General features: G+C 36.4%; 18 protein-coding genes. 8 read left to right on the plus strand and 10 right to left on the minus strand.

All coding sequences use genetic code 11. The annotated features are described in order from the left end of the window. Positions 1-71: 71 nt before the first annotated feature. Entirely contained in the window at positions 72-392 is a 321-nt protein-coding gene (locus R3E91_02565) for a hypothetical protein (GenBank protein MEZ5315079.1), read from the minus strand. A 431-nt stretch (positions 393-823) separates the two neighbouring features. Then, a complete protein-coding gene (locus tag R3E91_02570) occupies positions 824-1,555 on the minus strand; it encodes a glycosyltransferase family 2 protein (GenBank protein ID MEZ5315080.1) in 732 nt (243 codons plus the stop codon). A gap of 325 nt (positions 1,556-1,880) precedes the next feature. Here R3E91_02570 and rpsL point away from each other — a divergent pair, with 325 nt between their 5' ends. From rpsL to R3E91_02600, 6 genes are all read left to right on the plus strand, one after another. Next, complete coding sequence (gene rpsL / locus R3E91_02575) at positions 1,881-2,252, plus strand: 30S ribosomal protein S12 (protein ID MEZ5315081.1); 372 nt, start codon at positions 1,881-1,883, stop codon at positions 2,250-2,252. 137 nt (positions 2,253-2,389) lie between these two features. Next, positions 2,390-2,863 (plus strand): 30S ribosomal protein S7, encoded by a 474-nt coding sequence (gene rpsG / locus R3E91_02580; GenBank protein ID MEZ5315082.1) that lies wholly within the window; start codon positions 2,390-2,392, stop codon positions 2,861-2,863. Between the two features lie 13 nt (positions 2,864-2,876). Beyond that, positions 2,877-4,961 (plus strand): elongation factor G, encoded by a 2,085-nt coding sequence (gene fusA / locus R3E91_02585; GenBank protein MEZ5315083.1) that lies wholly within the window; start codon positions 2,877-2,879, stop codon positions 4,959-4,961. A 6-nt stretch (positions 4,962-4,967) separates the two neighbouring features. Then, positions 4,968-5,288 carry a 30S ribosomal protein S10 gene (gene rpsJ / locus R3E91_02590; GenBank protein ID MEZ5315084.1) on the plus strand — a complete coding sequence of 107 codons (321 nt, stop codon included), beginning with the start codon at positions 4,968-4,970 and terminating at the stop codon, positions 5,286-5,288. Continuing rightward, positions 5,260-6,255: a hypothetical protein gene (locus R3E91_02595; protein ID MEZ5315085.1), complete on the plus strand. Its 996-nt coding sequence runs from the start codon at positions 5,260-5,262 to the stop codon at positions 6,253-6,255. Before rpsJ ends, R3E91_02595 begins: the two co-directional genes overlap by 29 nt. Positions 6,256-6,322: 67 nt before the next feature. Continuing rightward, the gene (locus R3E91_02600) at positions 6,323-7,501 is read left to right on the plus strand and encodes a branched-chain amino acid transport system II carrier protein (GenBank protein ID MEZ5315086.1); all 1,179 of its coding nucleotides are present in this window, start codon (positions 6,323-6,325) and stop codon (positions 7,499-7,501) included. A 76-nt stretch (positions 7,502-7,577) separates the two neighbouring features. On the opposite strand, the gene ispF is transcribed toward R3E91_02600, so the two are convergent. The 3 genes from ispF to R3E91_02615 form a co-directional block, all read right to left on the minus strand. Then, complete coding sequence (gene ispF / locus R3E91_02605; protein MEZ5315087.1) at positions 7,578-8,078, minus strand: 2-C-methyl-D-erythritol 2,4-cyclodiphosphate synthase; 501 nt, start codon at positions 8,076-8,078, stop codon at positions 7,578-7,580. Positions 8,079-8,170: 92 nt separating this feature from the next. Beyond that, complete coding sequence (locus tag R3E91_02610; protein ID MEZ5315088.1) at positions 8,171-9,859, minus strand: OmcB family cysteine-rich outer membrane protein; 1,689 nt, start codon at positions 9,857-9,859, stop codon at positions 8,171-8,173. A 211-nt stretch (positions 9,860-10,070) separates the two neighbouring features. Continuing rightward, positions 10,071-10,337 carry a hypothetical protein gene (locus R3E91_02615; GenBank protein ID MEZ5315089.1) on the minus strand — a complete coding sequence of 89 codons (267 nt, stop codon included), beginning with the start codon at positions 10,335-10,337 and terminating at the stop codon, positions 10,071-10,073. Between the two features lie 608 nt (positions 10,338-10,945). Between R3E91_02615 and murA the strand changes: the two genes are divergently transcribed. Next, positions 10,946-12,349 (plus strand): UDP-N-acetylglucosamine 1-carboxyvinyltransferase, encoded by a 1,404-nt coding sequence (gene murA, locus R3E91_02620; GenBank protein ID MEZ5315090.1) that lies wholly within the window; start codon positions 10,946-10,948, stop codon positions 12,347-12,349. After that, positions 12,346-13,293, plus strand: a complete 948-nt coding sequence (locus tag R3E91_02625) for a KamA family radical SAM protein (protein MEZ5315091.1) — start codon at positions 12,346-12,348, stop codon at positions 13,291-13,293. Before murA ends, R3E91_02625 begins: the two co-directional genes overlap by 4 nt. Before the next feature lie 58 nt (positions 13,294-13,351). On the opposite strand, the gene argS is transcribed toward R3E91_02625, so the two are convergent. The 5 genes from argS to uppS all read right to left on the minus strand — a co-directional run bounded on the left by argS (position 13,352) and on the right by uppS (position 18,328). Then, positions 13,352-15,079: an arginine--tRNA ligase gene (gene argS / locus R3E91_02630; protein ID MEZ5315092.1), complete on the minus strand. Its 1,728-nt coding sequence runs from the start codon at positions 15,077-15,079 to the stop codon at positions 13,352-13,354. Positions 15,080-15,263: 184 nt separating this feature from the next. Next, entirely contained in the window at positions 15,264-15,899 is a 636-nt protein-coding gene (locus R3E91_02635; protein MEZ5315093.1) for a lysophospholipid acyltransferase family protein, read from the minus strand. Then, positions 15,896-16,549, minus strand: coding sequence for a (d)CMP kinase (cmk, locus tag R3E91_02640; protein ID MEZ5315094.1), 654 nt, complete (start codon positions 16,547-16,549; stop codon positions 15,896-15,898). Before cmk ends, R3E91_02635 begins: the two co-directional genes overlap by 4 nt. Before the next feature lie 106 nt (positions 16,550-16,655). After that, complete coding sequence (locus R3E91_02645) at positions 16,656-17,564, minus strand: phosphatidate cytidylyltransferase (GenBank protein MEZ5315095.1); 909 nt, start codon at positions 17,562-17,564, stop codon at positions 16,656-16,658. Beyond that, positions 17,561-18,328: a polyprenyl diphosphate synthase gene (uppS, locus tag R3E91_02650; protein ID MEZ5315096.1), complete on the minus strand. Its 768-nt coding sequence runs from the start codon at positions 18,326-18,328 to the stop codon at positions 17,561-17,563. Before uppS ends, R3E91_02645 begins: the two co-directional genes overlap by 4 nt. Between the last annotated feature and the right edge of the window lie 6 nt (positions 18,329-18,334).

Genomic DNA, 18,334 nt, shown 5'->3' on the forward strand with positions numbered 1-18,334 from the left:
GATAAACATACGATTGTTGTGGAATTGAAGAATAAGTGATGTATTTAAATTAAAAAAATGCCATCGACCTACTAACTATTGAGAAGCGGAAAGAGTTCTTTATTTTTCCATGCACGTACAGAAGCAATGGCTAAGTAGACGAGTGCTCCTATAAAACTACAAATTCCTATTGCACCCACAAAAACCCCACTTAAATAGAAGAAAAACCCAAAACCCATCATCTTTTCTGCAGGTAGTGTCCCTAAGCCAAAAAAGGTAAACGCTAACCCTGTGAACACAAGGCTAATGATGACTAAGGCAAAAGAGGTAATATGCTGATTTCGAATGCGATTACGAACCATGATATCTGAAGAGGAAAATGATGGATTCGTTCCACAAGTGAGAGGTTGCATACTTTAATTCTCTTTAATCATCATTTTTCGACTGATTCTTAAAATGGATCAAAACCAGTTCCCCTAACTAAATTTCTTCATCAGATATAAAAACTAAGTTTAAACAAGATATAATTAAATTTCAATGTTTTATCAATGGTCGATTTTTTCCTTTTCTATATCATAAAAAGAAAGGGAAAATCGACTCATTTTAACACAAGCAATTATGTCTAACTATCCAATCTTGTAAATGAACTTTTAAAAAATGCACTATTTTCTCATTTTTGAAAATGCAAAGAAGAAAGATAATAGCACAAAATCTTATCTATCCTAATTTCACCATCCGTTTGAAGTCGATGGTACAAACAATTGCACCTATGAGAAAAAAGTGACCTGCTGACTTCCATTAAAAATTCATGAAATTTTTGTGCAAGTTTTTAAAAAATCTCATACTATTCAATAGATTTTTGCCTTCTTTTTTTCCATGTTAGATAAGAACGATAGCGCTCAAAGAGATTAACATAACGGTTGCGGACATGATAAGCTTCGTTAGCTACTTGAATAGGTTGATGGGTAGAACGAGAAGAGGGATGTTGACGAAAACACGCTAAAATCGTGGAGAGAGCTAGTGGAAAATTGCCAGTCGCAGCAATACGCAACCAAAGATCATAATCCATACAATAATGCAGATCTTTACGAAAACCTCCAACTTTCTGAAATAAGGAGCGTCTAACAAAAGTTGCAGGATGAGTGATAAAATTATAACGACGTAATCTTTTGAAAGTGAAAGGTTCATAGGGTGTAGTGTGTCTAATTTTCCCTTGAAAATCGATAAAATTTGCTCGTCCATAAAGCCAATGAAAAGTCGGGTGAAGGGTAAGAATTCTATCCACCATGTTCAAAACTTGCGAATGGACAAGAAGATCATCCGCATGTAAATAGATAAGAAACTCTCCTTTTGCAAGAGCAGCACTACGATTCATCGCATCAGAAATCCCTTCATCCTGTCCTTGGTAAAGAGTGATATTGGAAAAAGAACTCGCAATATTCAGCGTCTGATCAACACTCCCCCCATCCCAGATAATATGTTCGTAATTAAGAAACGTCTGTTGAGCAACAGACGTTAAAGTTTTTGATAAATAGGTTTCTGAATTACGTGTAATAGTAATTACGCTAAACTTCATGGATAAAAATTTAACATTGTTCAATTATTTCTTACAAAAAATAAAGAGAAAATAGAGGTTTTTTGATCTAACTAGAGGGCAAATAGATAGGGTTCTGCTTATCTGAAGATAAGCTCTATCAACCAGATAAGTTTTAGATGATTTCTCCTAAAAAATTTCATTCATTGCTAAAATAAAGTGAATTTTCTTAGAAAGATCAACTAAAACAATTCTCTATCTCTAAAATTGTACAAGTAAAATAATTATCAGATTGCATTCAAACGGACCCTTGCCTATAATGCGTTCTTTCTAATTTTGAATATTTTAGTTTTGAGGCAAAACAAACATGCCGACGATTAACCAGTTGATTCGGAAAGGGCGAATTCGAAAGCGCCGACGAGATAAGTCACCAGCTTTAAAAAATTGCCCCCATAGACGTGGAGTTTGTATCCAAGTCAAAACAAAAACCCCAAGAAAACCTAACTCTGCTTTACGTAAAGTGGCCTGGGTAAGACTTTCAAATGGTCAAGAGATTATTGCCTATATTGGAGGGGAAGGGCATAATCTTCAAGAACATAGTATTGTTCTTGTCAGAGGAGGTCGTGTAAAAGATCTTCCTGGTGTCCGTTATCATATTGTGCGGGGCACGTTAGACTGCGCAGCAGTAAAAGATCGTAAACAAGGAAGATCTCTTTATGGAGTTAAACAACCTAAATAAGATTTAGGATCGTTTAAAGACCATAAAATATATTGATTGATAAATAAAATCAGTTTTTGGAAAATTTTTTTATCTAATCATAAGTGTGAAATGAAAATAGTGATTTTTAGATAAGCAAATAAATTAAGGTTTTAATCATGTCTAGAAGACGCTGTGCTGAAAAACGAAAAGCATTGCCCGATCCTCTCTATGGGAGTTTAGTTTTAGAAAAATTTATTAACAAAGTGATGTTGCATGGAAAAAAAACCAAGGCACGTCGCATTGTTTATCATGCAATTCGTCTCTTTTCGCAAAAAGTAAATATCGATAATCCACTAGAGGCATTTGAACAAGCTTTAGAAAATGCAAAACCTTCTTTAGAGGTGAAATCTCGTCGGATTGGAGGAGCGACTTATCAAGTTCCTGTTGAAATCTCTTCAGATCGTCGAACTGCTATGGCAATGCGCTGGATCATTCATCATGCTCAAGCAAAAGTTGGTCGTTCCATGGAATCAGGTTTGGTTCAAGAATTAAATGATTGTTATAACAATCAAGGTATGACAATCAAAAAGAAAGATGATACTCACCGAATGGCAGAAGCGAACAAAGCTTTTGCTCACTATAAATGGTAAATAAAGCTTAAACATGGCTAGAAAAAAAGAAGATCTTCTTAATCAAGTAAGAAATATCGGCATTATGGCTCACATAGATGCGGGTAAGACAACAACTACTGAACGCATTCTTTTTTATGCTGGTCGTTCTCATAAAATTGGTGAGGTGCATGAAGGGGCTGCAACAATGGATTGGATGGAGCAAGAGCAGGAGCGTGGTATCACTATTACCTCTGCTGCAACAACAGTCTACTGGAAGAATTGCAAAATTAATATTATTGATACTCCTGGGCATGTGGATTTTACTATTGAAGTAGAGCGTTCTCTGCGTGTTCTTGATGGAGCGGTTGCTGTTTTTGACGCAGTTTCTGGCGTAGAACCTCAGTCGGAAACTGTCTGGCGTCAAGCAGATAAATATCATGTCCCACGAATTGCTTTTGTAAACAAAATGGATCGTATGGGAGCGGATTTTTTTGCCTCTATGGAATCGATAAAAGAAAAACTTGGAGCCAATGCTATTGCTGTTCAATGTCCGATTGGTAGTGAGAGTCATTTTATTGGCATGGTTGATTTAGTCACTATGAAAGCTTACATCGCAAAAGATGAAATGGGCTCTCAATGGAATGAAACAGGTGTTCCTGATGAATTGCAAGAGCAATGTGAAAAAATGCGTATGGAGTTACTTGAAGAGCTTGCTACTCTTGATGAGACAAATGAAAGTTTTATGCAAAAAGTCCTTGAAGATCCCGATAGTCTCGATCCAGAAGAAATACATGCCATCATTAGAAAAGGAGTATGCGAGAATTCACTCAATCCTGTCTTATGCGGTTCAGCCTTTAAAAATAAAGGAGTGCAATTTCTCCTTGATGCGATTGTGCGCTGGATGCCCTCTCCTCTTGATAGAGGAGCTGTAAAAGGGGTAAATCTTGTAAATGGTGAGCCAATCTCCATTCCACCAGACGACACAGTTCCTCTTGCTGCGCTTGCGTTTAAAATTATGACTGATCCATATGTAGGTCGGATTACTTTTCTTCGTATCTATGCCGGTGTCCTAAAAAAAGGGGCAACTCTTATTAACACAACTAAAGATCGAAAAGAAAGGGTGTCGCGTTTATTGCAAATGCATGCAAATGACAGAACAGACTGTGAAGAACTGCTTACTGGTGACATTGCTGCTTGTATTGGTTTAAAGCACACTACTACAGGCAATACCTTGTGTTCTGAAGGAAGTGAGTTTTTACTAGAAAAAATGGAATTTCCTGAGCCTGTTATTGACATGGCGATCGAGCCAAAATCAAAAGCTGATCGTGAGAAATTAGCAAATGCACTCACAGCTTTATCTGAAGAAGATCCTACCTTCCGAGTGACTTCTAATGAAGAAACGGGTCAAACGATTATTTCGGGTATGGGAGAGCTGCATCTTGATATTTTACGTGATCGAATGATTCGAGAATTTAAAGTTGAAGCCAATGTTGGCAAACCACAAGTATCTTACAAAGAGACGATTACAGTTCCAAGTAGTACGGAAACAAAATTTATCAAACAGTCGGGTGGACGTGGTCAATATGCTCATGTTTGCTTAAAAGTAGATCCGAACGAACCTGGTAAAGGGACAGAGATTGTCAGCAAAATTGTAGGTGGAGTGATTCCTAAAGAATATATTCCAGCTATCATTAAAGGAATTGAAGAAGGTCTTTCCAATGGCGTTCTTGCGGGATATCATCTTGTTGATATCAAAGTGATTATTCATTTTGGATCTTATCACGAGGTTGATTCTAACGAAATGGCATTTAAGATTTGTGGATCTATGGCCATAAAAGATGCATGCAAGAAAGCTAACCCAGTGATTCTAGAGCCGATTATGAAGGTAGATGTAATGACACCTGAAAAAAATGTAGGAGATGTAATTGGAGATTTGAACCGGCGTCGAGGAAAAATTCTTGGGCAGGAGTCAGAAAAGGGAATGGTAAAAATTAATGCTGAAGTACCTCTTAGCGAAATGTTTGGCTATACTACTTCGCTTCGTTCCTTGAGTTCAGGTCGAGCTACATCAGTGATGGAACCTGCCTATTTTGCAAAAGTGCCACAGAAAATCCAAGAAGAAATTGTGAAGAAGTAGGAAAATATGGTTAAGCAAGATAAACAAAAAATTCGTATCCGACTTAAAGGATTTGATCAACGTCAACTCGATCGTTCTACTGCTGATATTGTAGAAACAGCAAAAAGAACTGGAGCGCGCGTGGTTGGACCTATTCCTTTACCAACTAAGCGTGAAATCTATACTGTTTTGCGTTCCCCACATGTTGATCGAAAATCTCGTGAACAATTTGAAATTCGAACTCATAAGCGGCTGATTGATATCCTTAATCCAACTGGGAAAACAATTGATGCATTAAAAACACTTTCCTTGCCAGCCGGTGTCGACATTAAAATCAAAGCTGCCTAACTTGTTTTTAGCACGGATTAAGGATAGAGTTCGGCTTAATCCAGGGTCTGAAAAAGAGACCTACCATATTGTGGTCGATTTACAAGGATCTGGGATTCAATATTCAGTTGGTGATTGCCTTGGCGTCTATCCTGAAAATGATCCTTTTTATGTGAAAGCAATTGTAGAAGCATTAGGTGATCCCTCTTTATACCATTTTTTTCTTAAAGAAGTTAATCTACATCGGATTCCTAAAAAACTGCTTGGTGAATATCCCGATCTTTTGACTTTAGTTCGTGATCAAAAAATTGAATTTAACTCTCTTAAAAACTCTCTTCTTCCCCTCCTACCTCGTTTTTATTCTATTGCCTCTTCTAATAGTCGAGTTAACAATGAAGCACACTTAACTGTTGCCCTTTCTAAAAATCCTCCAGAAAGCCCTAGTCCTTGGGGAACTTGTTCTCACTATCTTTGTCGAAGAGCACCTCTCGAAAAAGCTGTGCTTCCCATTTTTCATCAACCTTCGCGTCATTTTTTCTTGCCTCCTGAATCGATAAATGCTCCAATCATTATGATTGGTCCAGGAACAGGAGTTGCGCCATTTAGGGGATTCATGCAAGAGCGAACCAATAAGAACAATTGGCTCTTTTTTGGAGAGAGACATGAGAAAACTGACTATTATTATCGATCTTTTTGGGAAGATTTAAAAGATCGAGAGCATCTCAGAATTCACTGTGCTTTCTCACGTGACCAACAAGAAAAAATTTATGTACAAGATAAAATGATGGAAAATGGTCGTGAAATATGGGAATGGTTAAAAGCAGGAGCTTACGTATTTGTTTGCGGAGATGCCAGTAAAATGGCAAAAGATGTTCATCATGCTTTAGAACGCATTATTCAGGTTGAAAGTAAAAAAAATCTTGAAACAGCTAAATCTTATCTTAAAAATTTAAAAATAAATAGACGTTATCAAAGAGATATCTATTGATTTTTTTAATTTTATTTTAATGTTTTTTTTTGTATAGTTTACAATATCTTAATTAAAGAGCGTAATAATGAAACTACATAAAACTGGTGTAATTTCGGCTGGACTTGCTCTCTTTTCAATGTTTTTTGGAGCTGGTGATTTAATTTGGCCACTAATTTTAGGAGGCGAGACTGGAGAGAAAAATGTATTTGCAGTTATCGGTCTATTGATCACAGGAGTGAGTCTACCTCTTTTAGGGCTCATAGCTATGAATCTTTTTCAGGGAGATCATTACAAATTTTTTAGACAGATTGGTCGAATGCCCGGCATCATCCTTCTCTTTTTTATTCAAGCTATTTTAGGGCCATTTGGATCGACTCCTCGCCTTTTTACTCTAGCTCATGCGACCTTAAAACCTTATCTTCCTGAATTTTTAAATTTACCTATTTTCTGTATCTTCGCAATCGCTCTTGTTTTCATGTGTGCCATATATCGCCATCGGATTATCGATATTGTCGGTCTTTTTCTATCCCCTATTCTTTTAGCCTCTTTAGGATTAATTATTTTTCTAGGATTAAGCCATCATCCGATCGCGCAACCTACTATTCTTAGTGAAAAAGAAGCTTTGTTTCGAGGATTAAATGTTGGATATAATACTCTTGACTTGATTGCTTCATTTATTTTTGCTCCTCTTGTCTTATGCTACTTCAAAATTGATGAGAAGAATCTTAATGATCTAGAATCTCAACGTCATGTTTTCAAAAAAATGATTAAATCCTCTTTGATTGCAGGCTTTCTTCTCGCTATAGTGTTCATTGGTCTGACTTATATTGGTTCCTACTATACTAGCATCCTACCTCTTCATAATCCGGAAGAACGTCTTGGAGCTATTTCTATCTACTTACTCGGTTCAAAAGGTGCTTTCTTTTCTTGCCTTGCGGTAAGTCTTTCTTGTTTAACCACTGCTATTCCTATCTCTGTCATCTCTGCAGAATATATTCAAGGACAATTTATGAAAAACAAAGGAGGACAAGCGATCCCTATGCTGATTGGACTGCTACTATCCGCAATAGTTGCAAATCTTGGATTTATGGGAATTGCAAACATGCTTAATCCAATTTTGCAGATCCTCTGTCCAGGATTAATTATCCTTTCTCTTTTCAGTATTCTCCACAAAATTTATGAGATGCCTATTCGACGGGCGCCTATCTTTGCAGCTTTTGCACTTTCACTAATTAGCTATTTTCTTAAATTGAACTTCCACTAATCTAAAAAACTTGATGATGCATCCATCCAATTGAATAGAAAATAGATCTTCGAAAACTATTGTTTAAAAAGCCAATTCATTGACTATGAAAATTTTCAACGGCTGTAACGACACATAAGCATTGTAGCCCAGCCCCACAACCAAAATCTGTCAGTCCTTCCCCAGTAGTTGCTGTAATTCCAACTCTTGAAGATTGAAGATTTAACTGATTAGCAATGTTTGCTCGAAGCTTAGGAATATGATCAAGAATTTTAGGCCGAGATCCTTCAATCGTTATAGCAATATGTGTAATATCCATTTGCTGTTGATTAAGAGATTTAAGAGCTTCTTGAAGATAAACACTACTATCTGTAATCCCTTCTTTTTCAAGAAGTTCATTAGCTAACTTACCAAGAATAATCTCTCCTGTGATCGAAGAAATGGCGTTACAAATTGCATGAAATATTACATCACCATCTGAATTGGCCCGAAACCCAGGCACCTCCTCAAAAAAAAGGCCGCCAAGTATACAAGGTTTAGTAGAATCTTCAGGAAGAAAACGATGACTATCTTGACCAATCCCTATTTTAAATGACATAGAGGAAGAGATAGCATATTGATAAATTATTAGTCAAAAACAAAGCCACCATTTGAAAATGGTGGCTTTGTTTATTCAAAATCCATCTCTACTTAGTAGACATGAGTCGCTTCAGTATCGGTTACTGGAGCACCTAATCCATCTGAGGATAGAGTGGCTTCTGCTCTAGCATCTCCTACAGAGACTGCTTTTACACGTACACAATACTCAACAGATTGTTTAGGCTCGAGTCTTGGAATAGGCTCAAATGTTACAGTCTGCCCTGAAATAGTCCCTTTTGTAGGACCATTCGCAGTGTCTGGCTTCAGTTCATTTGTAAAAGAAATCTGTAGTTTTACATTTGTATCTTCGGCACTACCCCGGTTAGAGATACACACTTTATAAACTGTTGAATTCTCTCCATCGATACAAATTGGATCACATGTATCGACCATACACATATGGGTTGCAGGAATTCCCTTCCAGCATGTGGTAGTTTCTGCACATGAGACACACTGACCGCAATCAGAATTTGTCGATACTGTGACTGTATTAGTTAAGGAACCTGCAACTTGTGACTGTAGAGAGAGTTGAAATGTCTTTGTCTCTCCTGGACACAATTCTGGAATACACCAAATGGCTCTATTGCAACAAATCTCTCCTCCTGGAGCTTCAACTACAACTGTTCCAGCTGGAGATACGTCATCAACAATGACATTTCTCAAAACTAAATCCCCTGGATTAGTCACAGTAATTGTATAGTCGACTGTCTTGCAAATATAAGCCCATTCTGGACCAGTTTTAGTCACTTCAACACAAGGCTCATTAATCAACGTCGTCGCTTCAGCAGAACATTTAGGGCCACCACAATAACTCAGTGTGGCAACATTAGTCACACATCCACGCTTAGTTGCACAAAAATCAATATCAAAACAACGACTTTCACCAGGAGATAGATTTCCTAATTCATAATTCAAGCAAGTCAAACCACTTGAATGTGAAAGCCCATCAGGTACTTCATCTTGTACAACAACATCGTAGGCCATTGCTGAACCAGAGTTACAGACTTCAACTCGATAGTTGACTGGACAATATAAACATGCAGAGTCAGGACCAGATTTTTTAATACAGACTACAGGCTGACCACAATTTGTATAGGCACAAAGCTGTGGACATGCACAAACTGTTGCAGCTGCTAAACAACAACCCTCTTTCAAAGGACGTACCCAAACACAAATTCTCTGATTTTCCCCACGTTTCATATGTGGAAATTTCCAACAAAGAGAATTGTTTTTATCAGGCTTAGCTGGTGGATCACTTTTTATAAACTCAGAATCACATGGCAGTGTTTGATTAACAACAACTTCTGCACATTCCTTTTGAGCTGTAATATTAATCTCAATAGGGTATGGTGAGCCGACTGTGGCATAATCTGGAGCACGTTGACATAAATCAACGACACAATCATCAGAAGTTCGATAGACCTGCATATTTCCGAAGCAACGGTCTTCAACAACACTCTGTTCACCTTGGCTATTTCCACAAGGATAATAGCTAGGATTACATGGAAAATATGGATTCTCTTCGGCATTACAAGATTTTAGAGCCGAACAAGATGATGTTTCGCAACGAGGCGATGGTGAGCAAGGTGTAGATCGTGGTGGACAAGGGTCACACTTTGGTGGACATTTTACTTCGCAAGGCGAATAGAAACCATCGCACCAATTACGATTACAACTTGCCAAGCAAAATATGCTCACTAAAAAGAGCGCTGCTATAGCAGTTCGTAGAGATTGAATCATAGGAAACTCCTATAAATTTGATTAAACACTAACTTTTTACCAAAAGTGACCTGGTAGAAATAGATATATTGGACTTTCAAAAGATGAATAGAATTTGAAATTTGAATATATATTTTTTTATCCATACTTATTTTCTCCGGATCTTCATTTAGGTCTGAAAGATCATCTTTCACTTAAAATACATTTCTACCAATATTATTCCGCACACTCACTATGAAGAACGCGGTGCACATTTAGGTGGACATTTTCCAGGAGAACAAGGTGCACAATTTTGTTGTGGAGAGCAATTAGGTGTATATTTTGGGCTATTAGGCTCACAACGTAACTTAGGGGCACATGGACTTGGACAGCCATCACATTTTTTTGGACATTTCCACCCACATGGATCACAAGAATCTGCCCATCTGCTACAACTGCCTAAACTCAGAATGCTCATCACAGATAAAGCAGCAAAAAAGACTTTAAACGACGGTTTCATATGAAACTCCTTAATTTTATTGTAGTTAATTCTTTTAGGTCCTTTTATATCTAAGGGAATTCTATATTCTTCATTAGATTCCTTATTAATCTATTATTAAATGAAAACTAAAATTTATCAAACTTTTTTTATAATAAAATAATATAAAAATAGAATATCATTTTTTATAAACACAAATTAAATTCTAACTCATTTGTAATTAAAGATTTTCAATTATATTTTTATTAAACTATTAATGAACGAATTTTTCTTCATGAAAATGGTTGCTGAAAACAGCAAATTCAAAACCTAAATTTTTGGAAGAAATAAAATTATTTTTTTTGATTATCAAAGACTTAAGATATTTTTTTTAAAAAAAAATCACAAAAATTGCTTTGCAATCTTGCTCTAAAGTTCGTTATCTTTATATTTAAGAATCAGGTATCCGAAATGCAAGATCAACTCATCTAGAGTAAATCTTTAAACAGATTTCAAATTCTAATAAAACTTTTTGAGAGAAATCTAAAGTTTTGTGATAAGAAAAAAAATATTCCTAGTTTTTATGGTTAAGATGAGATTTAAAAGACATTTTCCTATCTAGGGGTTAAATCACCTAAAAAGGATCAGGTATGGATATACTACAAGTTGAAGGCAATACAAAACTCCAAGGAGAGGTCAAAGCTGCTGGGGCAAAAAATGCGATGACAAAACTCCTTGTTGCCTCACTTTTATCCGATAAAAAATGTGTCTTTTACAATGTTCCTGATATTGGAGATGTTCAAATTACTGTCAATCTTTGCCAAGAAATTGGAGCTGATGTTCAGTGGGATCGAGAAAAAGGCATTATTGAAATTATCACTAAAGAATTGAAAACCACTTATATTCCACAACGCTTTTCAGGGGCTAATCGTATCCCTATACTTATGGCTGGAGCACTTTTAGGGCGGACTGATGAAGATATTATTATTCCAACAGTTGGGGGAGATGCGATTGGCAAACGTTGCATTGATTTTCATATAGATGCACTCACTCAACTCGGAGCTTGTGTTGAATATCGCGAGATGAAAAAAGAAGGAGCATATCTTGCCCACGCACATCACGGATTAACTGGGACTCATATTCAACTCCCCTATCCATCGGTTGGTGCAACAGAAAATACCATTCTTGCTAGTATACGTGCTAAAGGAAATACCGTAATTAAAAATGCTGCAATTGAACCAGAAATTGTTGACCTAATTTTATTTTTACAGAAGCGTGGTGCGATTATCTCAATTGATGTTGATCGCACGATTCATATTAAGGGGACACATACATCTTATGAAGTAGAACACGCAGTCATTCCAGACCGAATAGAAGCGGCTTCTTTTGGAATGGCAGCGATTGCAACAAAGGGAGCTCTTTTTGTCCGAGGGGCTCAACATCTTCATATGATTACCTTTTTAAATAAGTTACGCGAATTAGGAGGAGGATTTGCGATTAAAAATGATGGAATTGAATTTTTTTATCAAAATCCTCTACAGGGGGGTGTCCATATTGAAACTGATGTCCATCCTGGATTCATGACTGACTGGCAACAACCTTATGCCATTCTTCTCACACAAGCCAAAGGAACATCAGTGATTCATGAAACTGTCTATGAAAACCGATTTGGCTACATGCACACTCTAAAAAAAATGGGCGCTGAAATTGATCTTTTCAAACAGTGTCTTGGTAAAAAGCAATGCCGATATGCAATGAGAAATTATGAACACAGTGTGATTGTTCGTGGAGAGACTCCACTCAAAGGATGTGACATTAAAATCCCTGACTTACGTGCTGGATTTGCTTACGTCATGGCTGCCCTCATTGCATCTGGAAAAAGCACCATTAGCGGGATGCATTTCTTAGATCGTGGATATGAAAACCTTGTGACAAAACTCCAAAAATTAGGTGCTAATATCAAACGTATTCATACAACACCAGATATCAAACCCCTTACATCCGTGGTTACATCAGAAAAAGAAACAAGCAAAAATAACTCATTAGCAATATGAGCTGGCAAAAAATTCTTCGGCAAAATATTACCTCTTTAGAAGAGCTTTCAGCATTTATAGATCTAAAATTCCCTGAGGATAAAAACTTTAATTTTCCTATCAATCTCCCATTACGGCTCGCAAAAAAAATTGAAAAAGGAAACCCTGATGACCCAATTTTAAGACAATTTGTTCCTTCCTGTAAGGAAAAAGATATAGATCCATTGTATTTAGCTGATCCTGTCGGTGATCAACAGGCTAGATGTGCTCCAAAAAATTTAAAAAAATATCAACAGCGGATGCTCATACTTACCACTCAAGCCTGTGGAATGCATTGCCGCTATTGCTTTCGACAAAATTTCCCTTATACTAAACAACAAGGATTTGTAGAAGAGATCAGTCAGATCAAAGCTGATAAGAGTTTAAGGGAAGTCATTCTTAGTGGTGGAGATCCTCTATCTTTAAATGATAAATTATTAAATAATTTAATCACTGATCTTTCTCATATTCCACACCTCAAACGGTTGAGATTCCATACCCGTTTTCCTATTGGGATCCCTGAACGTATTACCCCTACATTTTTGCAAATATTATCTCATTGCTCTTTACAAATCTGGTTTGTTATCCACTCTAATCATCCTCGTGAGCTCGATTCTGATGTATTAAAAGCTGTAAAATCTATTCAATGTATGGGAATTCCAGTACTCAACCAATCTGTTTTGCTTCATGGGGTGAATGATACTATTGAAGTTTTGCAAGAACATTGTGAAAAGCTTGTCGATCATGGTATTCAGCCCTACTATTTACATCAGCTTGATCGGATTCAAGGAGCAAGACATTTTGAAGTGAAAAAAGCAAAAGGCCTTGATCTAATTAAACAACTTAGAGAACAAATTTCAGGGTACGCTGTGCCAGCTTATGTCCAAGAAATCGCCAATGAAAAATCTAAAACTTTAATTAATTAATCTATGGCTCAAGAAATCCTTTTAAATCAATTAAGATATATTTCAATCCAAAGATCTCTTAAATTTTATCCACTGTCTGAATACCAATAATTTCTAGTCCTTTTTGCATGGTTTTAGCCACAACTTCACATAAAAGAAGACGTTGATTTTGCTGAGGAAGACCTTTGACACGACAATCACGAAAAAAAATATTAAATTTTTGAGCCAAAAGATAAAGAAAATCTGTAAGGATATTGGGAAATAATTCATTTTCAAAAATATCAAGAATTTCAGAAAAGCGCAAAAGATGTAATCCAAGATCAATTTCAGATGGGTGTTCAAGAACAATTTTATCAGTTTTTAGAAGTTTATTGATCTTAACCCCTCCAATTTTACGCTTAATCCCGTTGATTCTAGCATAAGAATATAAAATAAAAAGGGCGGTATTCCCCTCAAAACAAAGCATTTTTTCATAACTAAAGAGATAATCACTCATCCGATTACAAGAAAGATCAGCATATTTGACAGCATTTATCCCTAAAATATGGGCCAAAGCATCGCGCTCTTCTTCCTTGAGATTTTGTTGCTTCTCAATAAGAATTTTTTTTGCCTTTTCAATCGCTTTTCTCAGAAGATCAATTAATCGTTCTACTTCTCCTGAACGAGTCCGAAATTTCTTTCCATCTCCCCCAAGAACCAATCCAAATGGAACATGATCAAACCGTACTTTTTCTGGATCAAGATATTGCGCTTGTTCAGCAGTTTTACGAATCAACTCAAAATGAAGATTTTGACCAGCATCTGTCACAATAATAATACGATCAGCTTGTTCATCTTCAATACGATGGACCATTGCAGCCATATCAGTGGTATCATAATTATAACCACCATCTGATTTCTGAATCATTAATGGAATCCGTAACCCTTCATGGAATATACATTTTGCCCCTTCTGAAATCACTACCAATTCTTTCTCTTCTAAATCCTTGACAATATCAGGTAGCATAAGATTATAAAATGATTCACCCCGTTCCTTAAGTTTAATATTCAAAAGATCATAAACTTCCTGGAATCCTTTTCGGGAAATGTCACAAATTATTTCCCATGCTTTTAGAGCAAATAAATCTCCTCTCTGCAAGGCAACAACAGCACAACGTGCGCGATGCTTAAACTCTTCATCACTATCAAATTTCTTTTTGGCATTTCTATACCATTCCATCAGTGTTGACAGAGGGATTTGGGTCTTTTCTTCTAATACTTCAGGGCACTCATCTTCGAGATAAGCAATTAACATCCCAAATGCTGTTCCCCAATCCCCAACATGATTTAAACGAATCACATGATGACCTAAAAACTCAAAAAGACGGGCAATTGCATCTCCAATGATAGTAGAACGCAAATGACCAACATGCATCTCTTTCGCAATGTTTGGAGAGGAAAATTCTACAATAATTCTTTTAGGCTTAGAAGGTAAGGGGATTCCTAAACGACGATCTCTTAACATCTTATCCACAAGAAGAGAAAGAAATGGAGTGCGAAATGTAAGATTGATAAATCCAGGTCCTGCAATTTCTACTTTCTCAAATACTTCCTTATCTAAATGAAAAACAATAATTTTAGCAATTTCTTGTGGAGCTTTTTTGAGATATTTTGCAAATTGCATGGCACTATTACATTGATAATGGCCAAATTTTTTTTGAGTTACAGGTGTCACATGAATGGTTAGATTTTCAATAGAAAGCTCTGAAAAAGCCCTATGCACAGCTTTTTCTAAAGACTTTGTCACTATGTCTATAAGGGAAATCATAACTAGTTAGGGTAACAAAATCATCTAATATCGGACATTAACAAAAGCTTTTATCAAATTTTTAAGAAAAAATTTACTTAATTATTAAAAATAATACTAGCATAAGATTTAAGGATTGCAAAATATCTGTTTTTTTATCTTGTAAATAGGAACAATGGGATCTCTAAATTGACCATCAAGGAATCTAAGGAGGAGATCCTACAGCTCCTTTTCTATACCAGTCTCGCAAATCTCCAATCTTCGCCATAATTCTTTCAGTAATTTTGGTTTGAGCTTCTTTTTTGTCTAAAGTAATTAAATCTGCAAAATTTAGAGGTTTTCCGAAAACACAAGCTGTCTTACCTAAAAATTTAGGGAAACGGCGTTTGGTATTCCAAATTCCATATGTTCCTGCAGTATACACAGGGATCACTTGACAATTTGTTCTATAGACCAGCATTCCTACCCCAAGTTGTCCTATTTGTAGTTCTCCATCATTGGCCCGTTTTCCTTCAGGGAAAAGCACGACTTTATTCCCTTTTTGGATCAGATCTAGAGCTTTTTTAAATGCAGAGGAGTTTCCTTGTCCTCTCTTAACAGGATGACAATTAAGTTTACGAATTAAAAAACCAAAAAATCGGGAACGAAAAAGAGTATCTCGACCCAAAAAATGGATGACACCCGGACAAGAGATTCCAATCAAAGGGGGGTCTAAAAACGAAGTGTGATTCGAACAAATCATCCCTCCTCCAATAGGAAAGTACGCTTTTCCATAAATTCGATGACAATAAAATAAGCGCGCATAGACTTTGACAAGAAAAATTGCAATTAAACGAATCATATCTGAATCAAAGCTATTAAACGCTCTATGACTTGTTCTATAGTTAAATCAGAGGTGTCAACTAGATGAGCACCTTCTGCTCGCATCAAAGGAGATACTTTCCGTGTTGAGTCAAAGTAATCTCGTTGTAACAAATCTTGCATAGTCTTCTTTTCATTAATTAAACTATTTTTTGCTTTTAGTTCGAGATATCTTCTTTCAGCACGTACTGAAGGACGTGCTGTGAGAAATATTTTTACTTCAGCTTCTGGAAAAACCACTGTCCCCATATCACGCCCTTCAAAAATTACTTTTTTACCGATACTAAAGTCACGTTGTAATCTTAGCAAGGCCTCGCGCACTAGTGGATTAGCTGCAATCTCAGAGACATATTGAGTCACCATACAAGATCGGATCTCATCAGTCACATTTTTTATTCCAACAAAATATGTTTTCTTATCCTTGTCAGAAGAGATCTGAAATTGAAATGTATCGAGAAAAGCAGTTAATTGATGAGGATTTTTAAAGTCTATTTTATCATGAAGAATTTTATAAGTCACAGCACGATACATAGCGCCTGTATCAAAATAGTCATAACCTAATTGATCCGCCAAACGACGGGCAATCGTGGTTTTTCCTGTTCCTGCTGGGCCATCAATCGTGACAATCATATCAAAATAATCCTCTAGTTATCCACAAAGATATTAGATTTATTGTAGTCTGGTTACAAGGAAGAAGAAATAAAAATCTCAAAAATCTTTTCGGAGCAATTCACAGCTAACAATACAAAATTTTTAGAAAAAGATAGACAAAGGGAGCAGTAAAAAGCAAGGAGTCTACCATATCAAGAATACCACCGACTCCTGGTATTGAGTTACTATCTTTCACTCCTGCATCTCGTTTCAGTAAGGATTCAGCTAGATCTCCAATTTGTCCTAGGATACCGATCAGAATGCCAATAAAAATCACTTGAATATAGGAAAAGGGTTGAAACAAATCCCCACTGACTCTTTTACCAAGAAAATACACGAAGAGACTAGCAATCACTGCACCAAATAGTCCACCTAAAGCACCCTCTAAAGTTTTATTTGGACTTAACCAATGAGCAAGTTTCCTTTTGCCAAAATAGCTTCCCACAAAATATCCACCAATATCGGCGCTTTTTGTAGAGACAATCAAATAAATAATCCACCAACTGCCTTGCAATTGAGGATCTATTCCTTGATATGAAAAAAAATACATGATTTTCACAAAAAAACTAAAAGGAATCCCGATATAAATAATCCCAAAAAATGAGCTTGCAATATTTAAAAGAGGAGATTTTCGACTTATCATAAAGCGAATAAAACAACCAAATAGAGCAACTCCTAAAATAATCTCTGGAGAGTAGGATCTTAAAGAAAGATAAGTCTGCGATCCTTGCATTTTAAAAAAAATTGCAAAGATATATAAAATTACTACCAAAATACTTAAAGAGTTCGCTGGATCTAAATTTTTCTTTTTGAGTAGCGCATTATACTCCCAAATCGCCATACTAGCGATTCCTCCAACAGCTCCTGTAAAGACCAACTTTAGAAGAGTATTGATCTCTGCCAAAAAAATAAAAAGAGCGATTAGCAGCGCACTCATTCCATTGATGAGTGTGCGTTGTACTAAATCTTTTGCTTTCTTCGGATCCTGAATCATCTCCCCCGACGTCGACTGCGTTTTTGGAAATCTAGCACAGAATGCATTAGATCACGAGGAGTAAAGTCAGGCCATAGAATATCTGTCATATAAACTTCTGTATAGGCAATTTGCCAAAGAAGAAAATTACTCAGACGCTCCTCTCCACCAGTCCGAATGAGTAAATCAGGATCACCATAAGGCGCTGTATCTAAATAACGATTAATCGTTTCTTCTGTAATCTGATCTTTATTCAATTCTTCTCTTTCCATAGCCTTTATGATTGAGAGAAATACTCGACGTATTTCATCCCTTCCACCGTAATTCATAGCCAAAACAAAATCCATTGCTGTTTCTTTTAAGGTAGCTTCACATGTTGTTTCAATTTCTTTTCTCATTTCTTCTGGGAAGGGCGTGAGATCTCCTATTGTGCGAAATCTAATCCCCATCTTCACCATTTGCTGCCGATATTTACGTAAATATTTCGTATAAATCATCATCAGATTGCGAATCTCGCTCTTAGGCCTTTGCCAATTTTCTGTTGAAAAACAATAAATTGTGAGCACTTTTATCCCTAAATCAAATGCCCCTCTCAAAATTTTTGTAACAATTGATGCTCCAATCCAATACCCTTTGATCAAACTAAAAGAAGAGTGCTGTTTAGCCCATCGCCGATTTCCATCAGGAATAATTGCAACATGCTTTGGGACCGGATGTCTCTGAACTAAACGAAGATCTGCATCAGTATAGATAGAAGATTGGTGAATAAACTCAAAAACAGACACTATTTT

The organism is Chlamydiales bacterium (genome assembly GCA_041395025.1).
Taxonomy (GTDB): domain Bacteria; phylum Chlamydiota; class Chlamydiia; order Chlamydiales; family JAAKFR01; genus JAJACP01.

What these genes read in the sequence shown, in the direction of transcription:
- R3E91_02565 (MEZ5315079.1), bottom strand. Translation starts at nt 392, where the DNA reads ATGCAACCTCTCACTTGTGGAACGAATCCATCATTTTCCTCTTCAGAT.
- R3E91_02570 (MEZ5315080.1), bottom strand. Translation starts at nt 1,555, where the DNA reads ATGAAGTTTAGCGTAATTACTATTACACGTAATTCAGAAACCTATTTA.
- rpsL (MEZ5315081.1), top strand. Translation starts at nt 1,881, where the DNA reads ATGCCGACGATTAACCAGTTGATTCGGAAAGGGCGAATTCGAAAGCGC.
- rpsG (MEZ5315082.1), top strand. Translation starts at nt 2,390, where the DNA reads ATGTCTAGAAGACGCTGTGCTGAAAAACGAAAAGCATTGCCCGATCCT.
- fusA (MEZ5315083.1), top strand. Translation starts at nt 2,877, where the DNA reads ATGGCTAGAAAAAAAGAAGATCTTCTTAATCAAGTAAGAAATATCGGC.
- rpsJ (MEZ5315084.1), top strand. Translation starts at nt 4,968, where the DNA reads ATGGTTAAGCAAGATAAACAAAAAATTCGTATCCGACTTAAAGGATTT.
- R3E91_02600 (MEZ5315086.1), top strand. Translation starts at nt 6,323, where the DNA reads ATGAAACTACATAAAACTGGTGTAATTTCGGCTGGACTTGCTCTCTTT.
- ispF (MEZ5315087.1), bottom strand. Translation starts at nt 8,078, where the DNA reads ATGTCATTTAAAATAGGGATTGGTCAAGATAGTCATCGTTTTCTTCCT.
- R3E91_02610 (MEZ5315088.1), bottom strand. Translation starts at nt 9,859, where the DNA reads ATGATTCAATCTCTACGAACTGCTATAGCAGCGCTCTTTTTAGTGAGC.
- R3E91_02615 (MEZ5315089.1), bottom strand. Translation starts at nt 10,337, where the DNA reads ATGAAACCGTCGTTTAAAGTCTTTTTTGCTGCTTTATCTGTGATGAGC.
- murA (MEZ5315090.1), top strand. Translation starts at nt 10,946, where the DNA reads ATGGATATACTACAAGTTGAAGGCAATACAAAACTCCAAGGAGAGGTC.
- R3E91_02625 (MEZ5315091.1), top strand. Translation starts at nt 12,346, where the DNA reads ATGAGCTGGCAAAAAATTCTTCGGCAAAATATTACCTCTTTAGAAGAG.
- argS (MEZ5315092.1), bottom strand. Translation starts at nt 15,079, where the DNA reads ATGATTTCCCTTATAGACATAGTGACAAAGTCTTTAGAAAAAGCTGTG.
- R3E91_02635 (MEZ5315093.1), bottom strand. Translation starts at nt 15,899, where the DNA reads ATGATTCGTTTAATTGCAATTTTTCTTGTCAAAGTCTATGCGCGCTTA.
- cmk (MEZ5315094.1), bottom strand. Translation starts at nt 16,549, where the DNA reads ATGATTGTCACGATTGATGGCCCAGCAGGAACAGGAAAAACCACGATT.
- R3E91_02645 (MEZ5315095.1), bottom strand. Translation starts at nt 17,564, where the DNA reads ATGATTCAGGATCCGAAGAAAGCAAAAGATTTAGTACAACGCACACTC.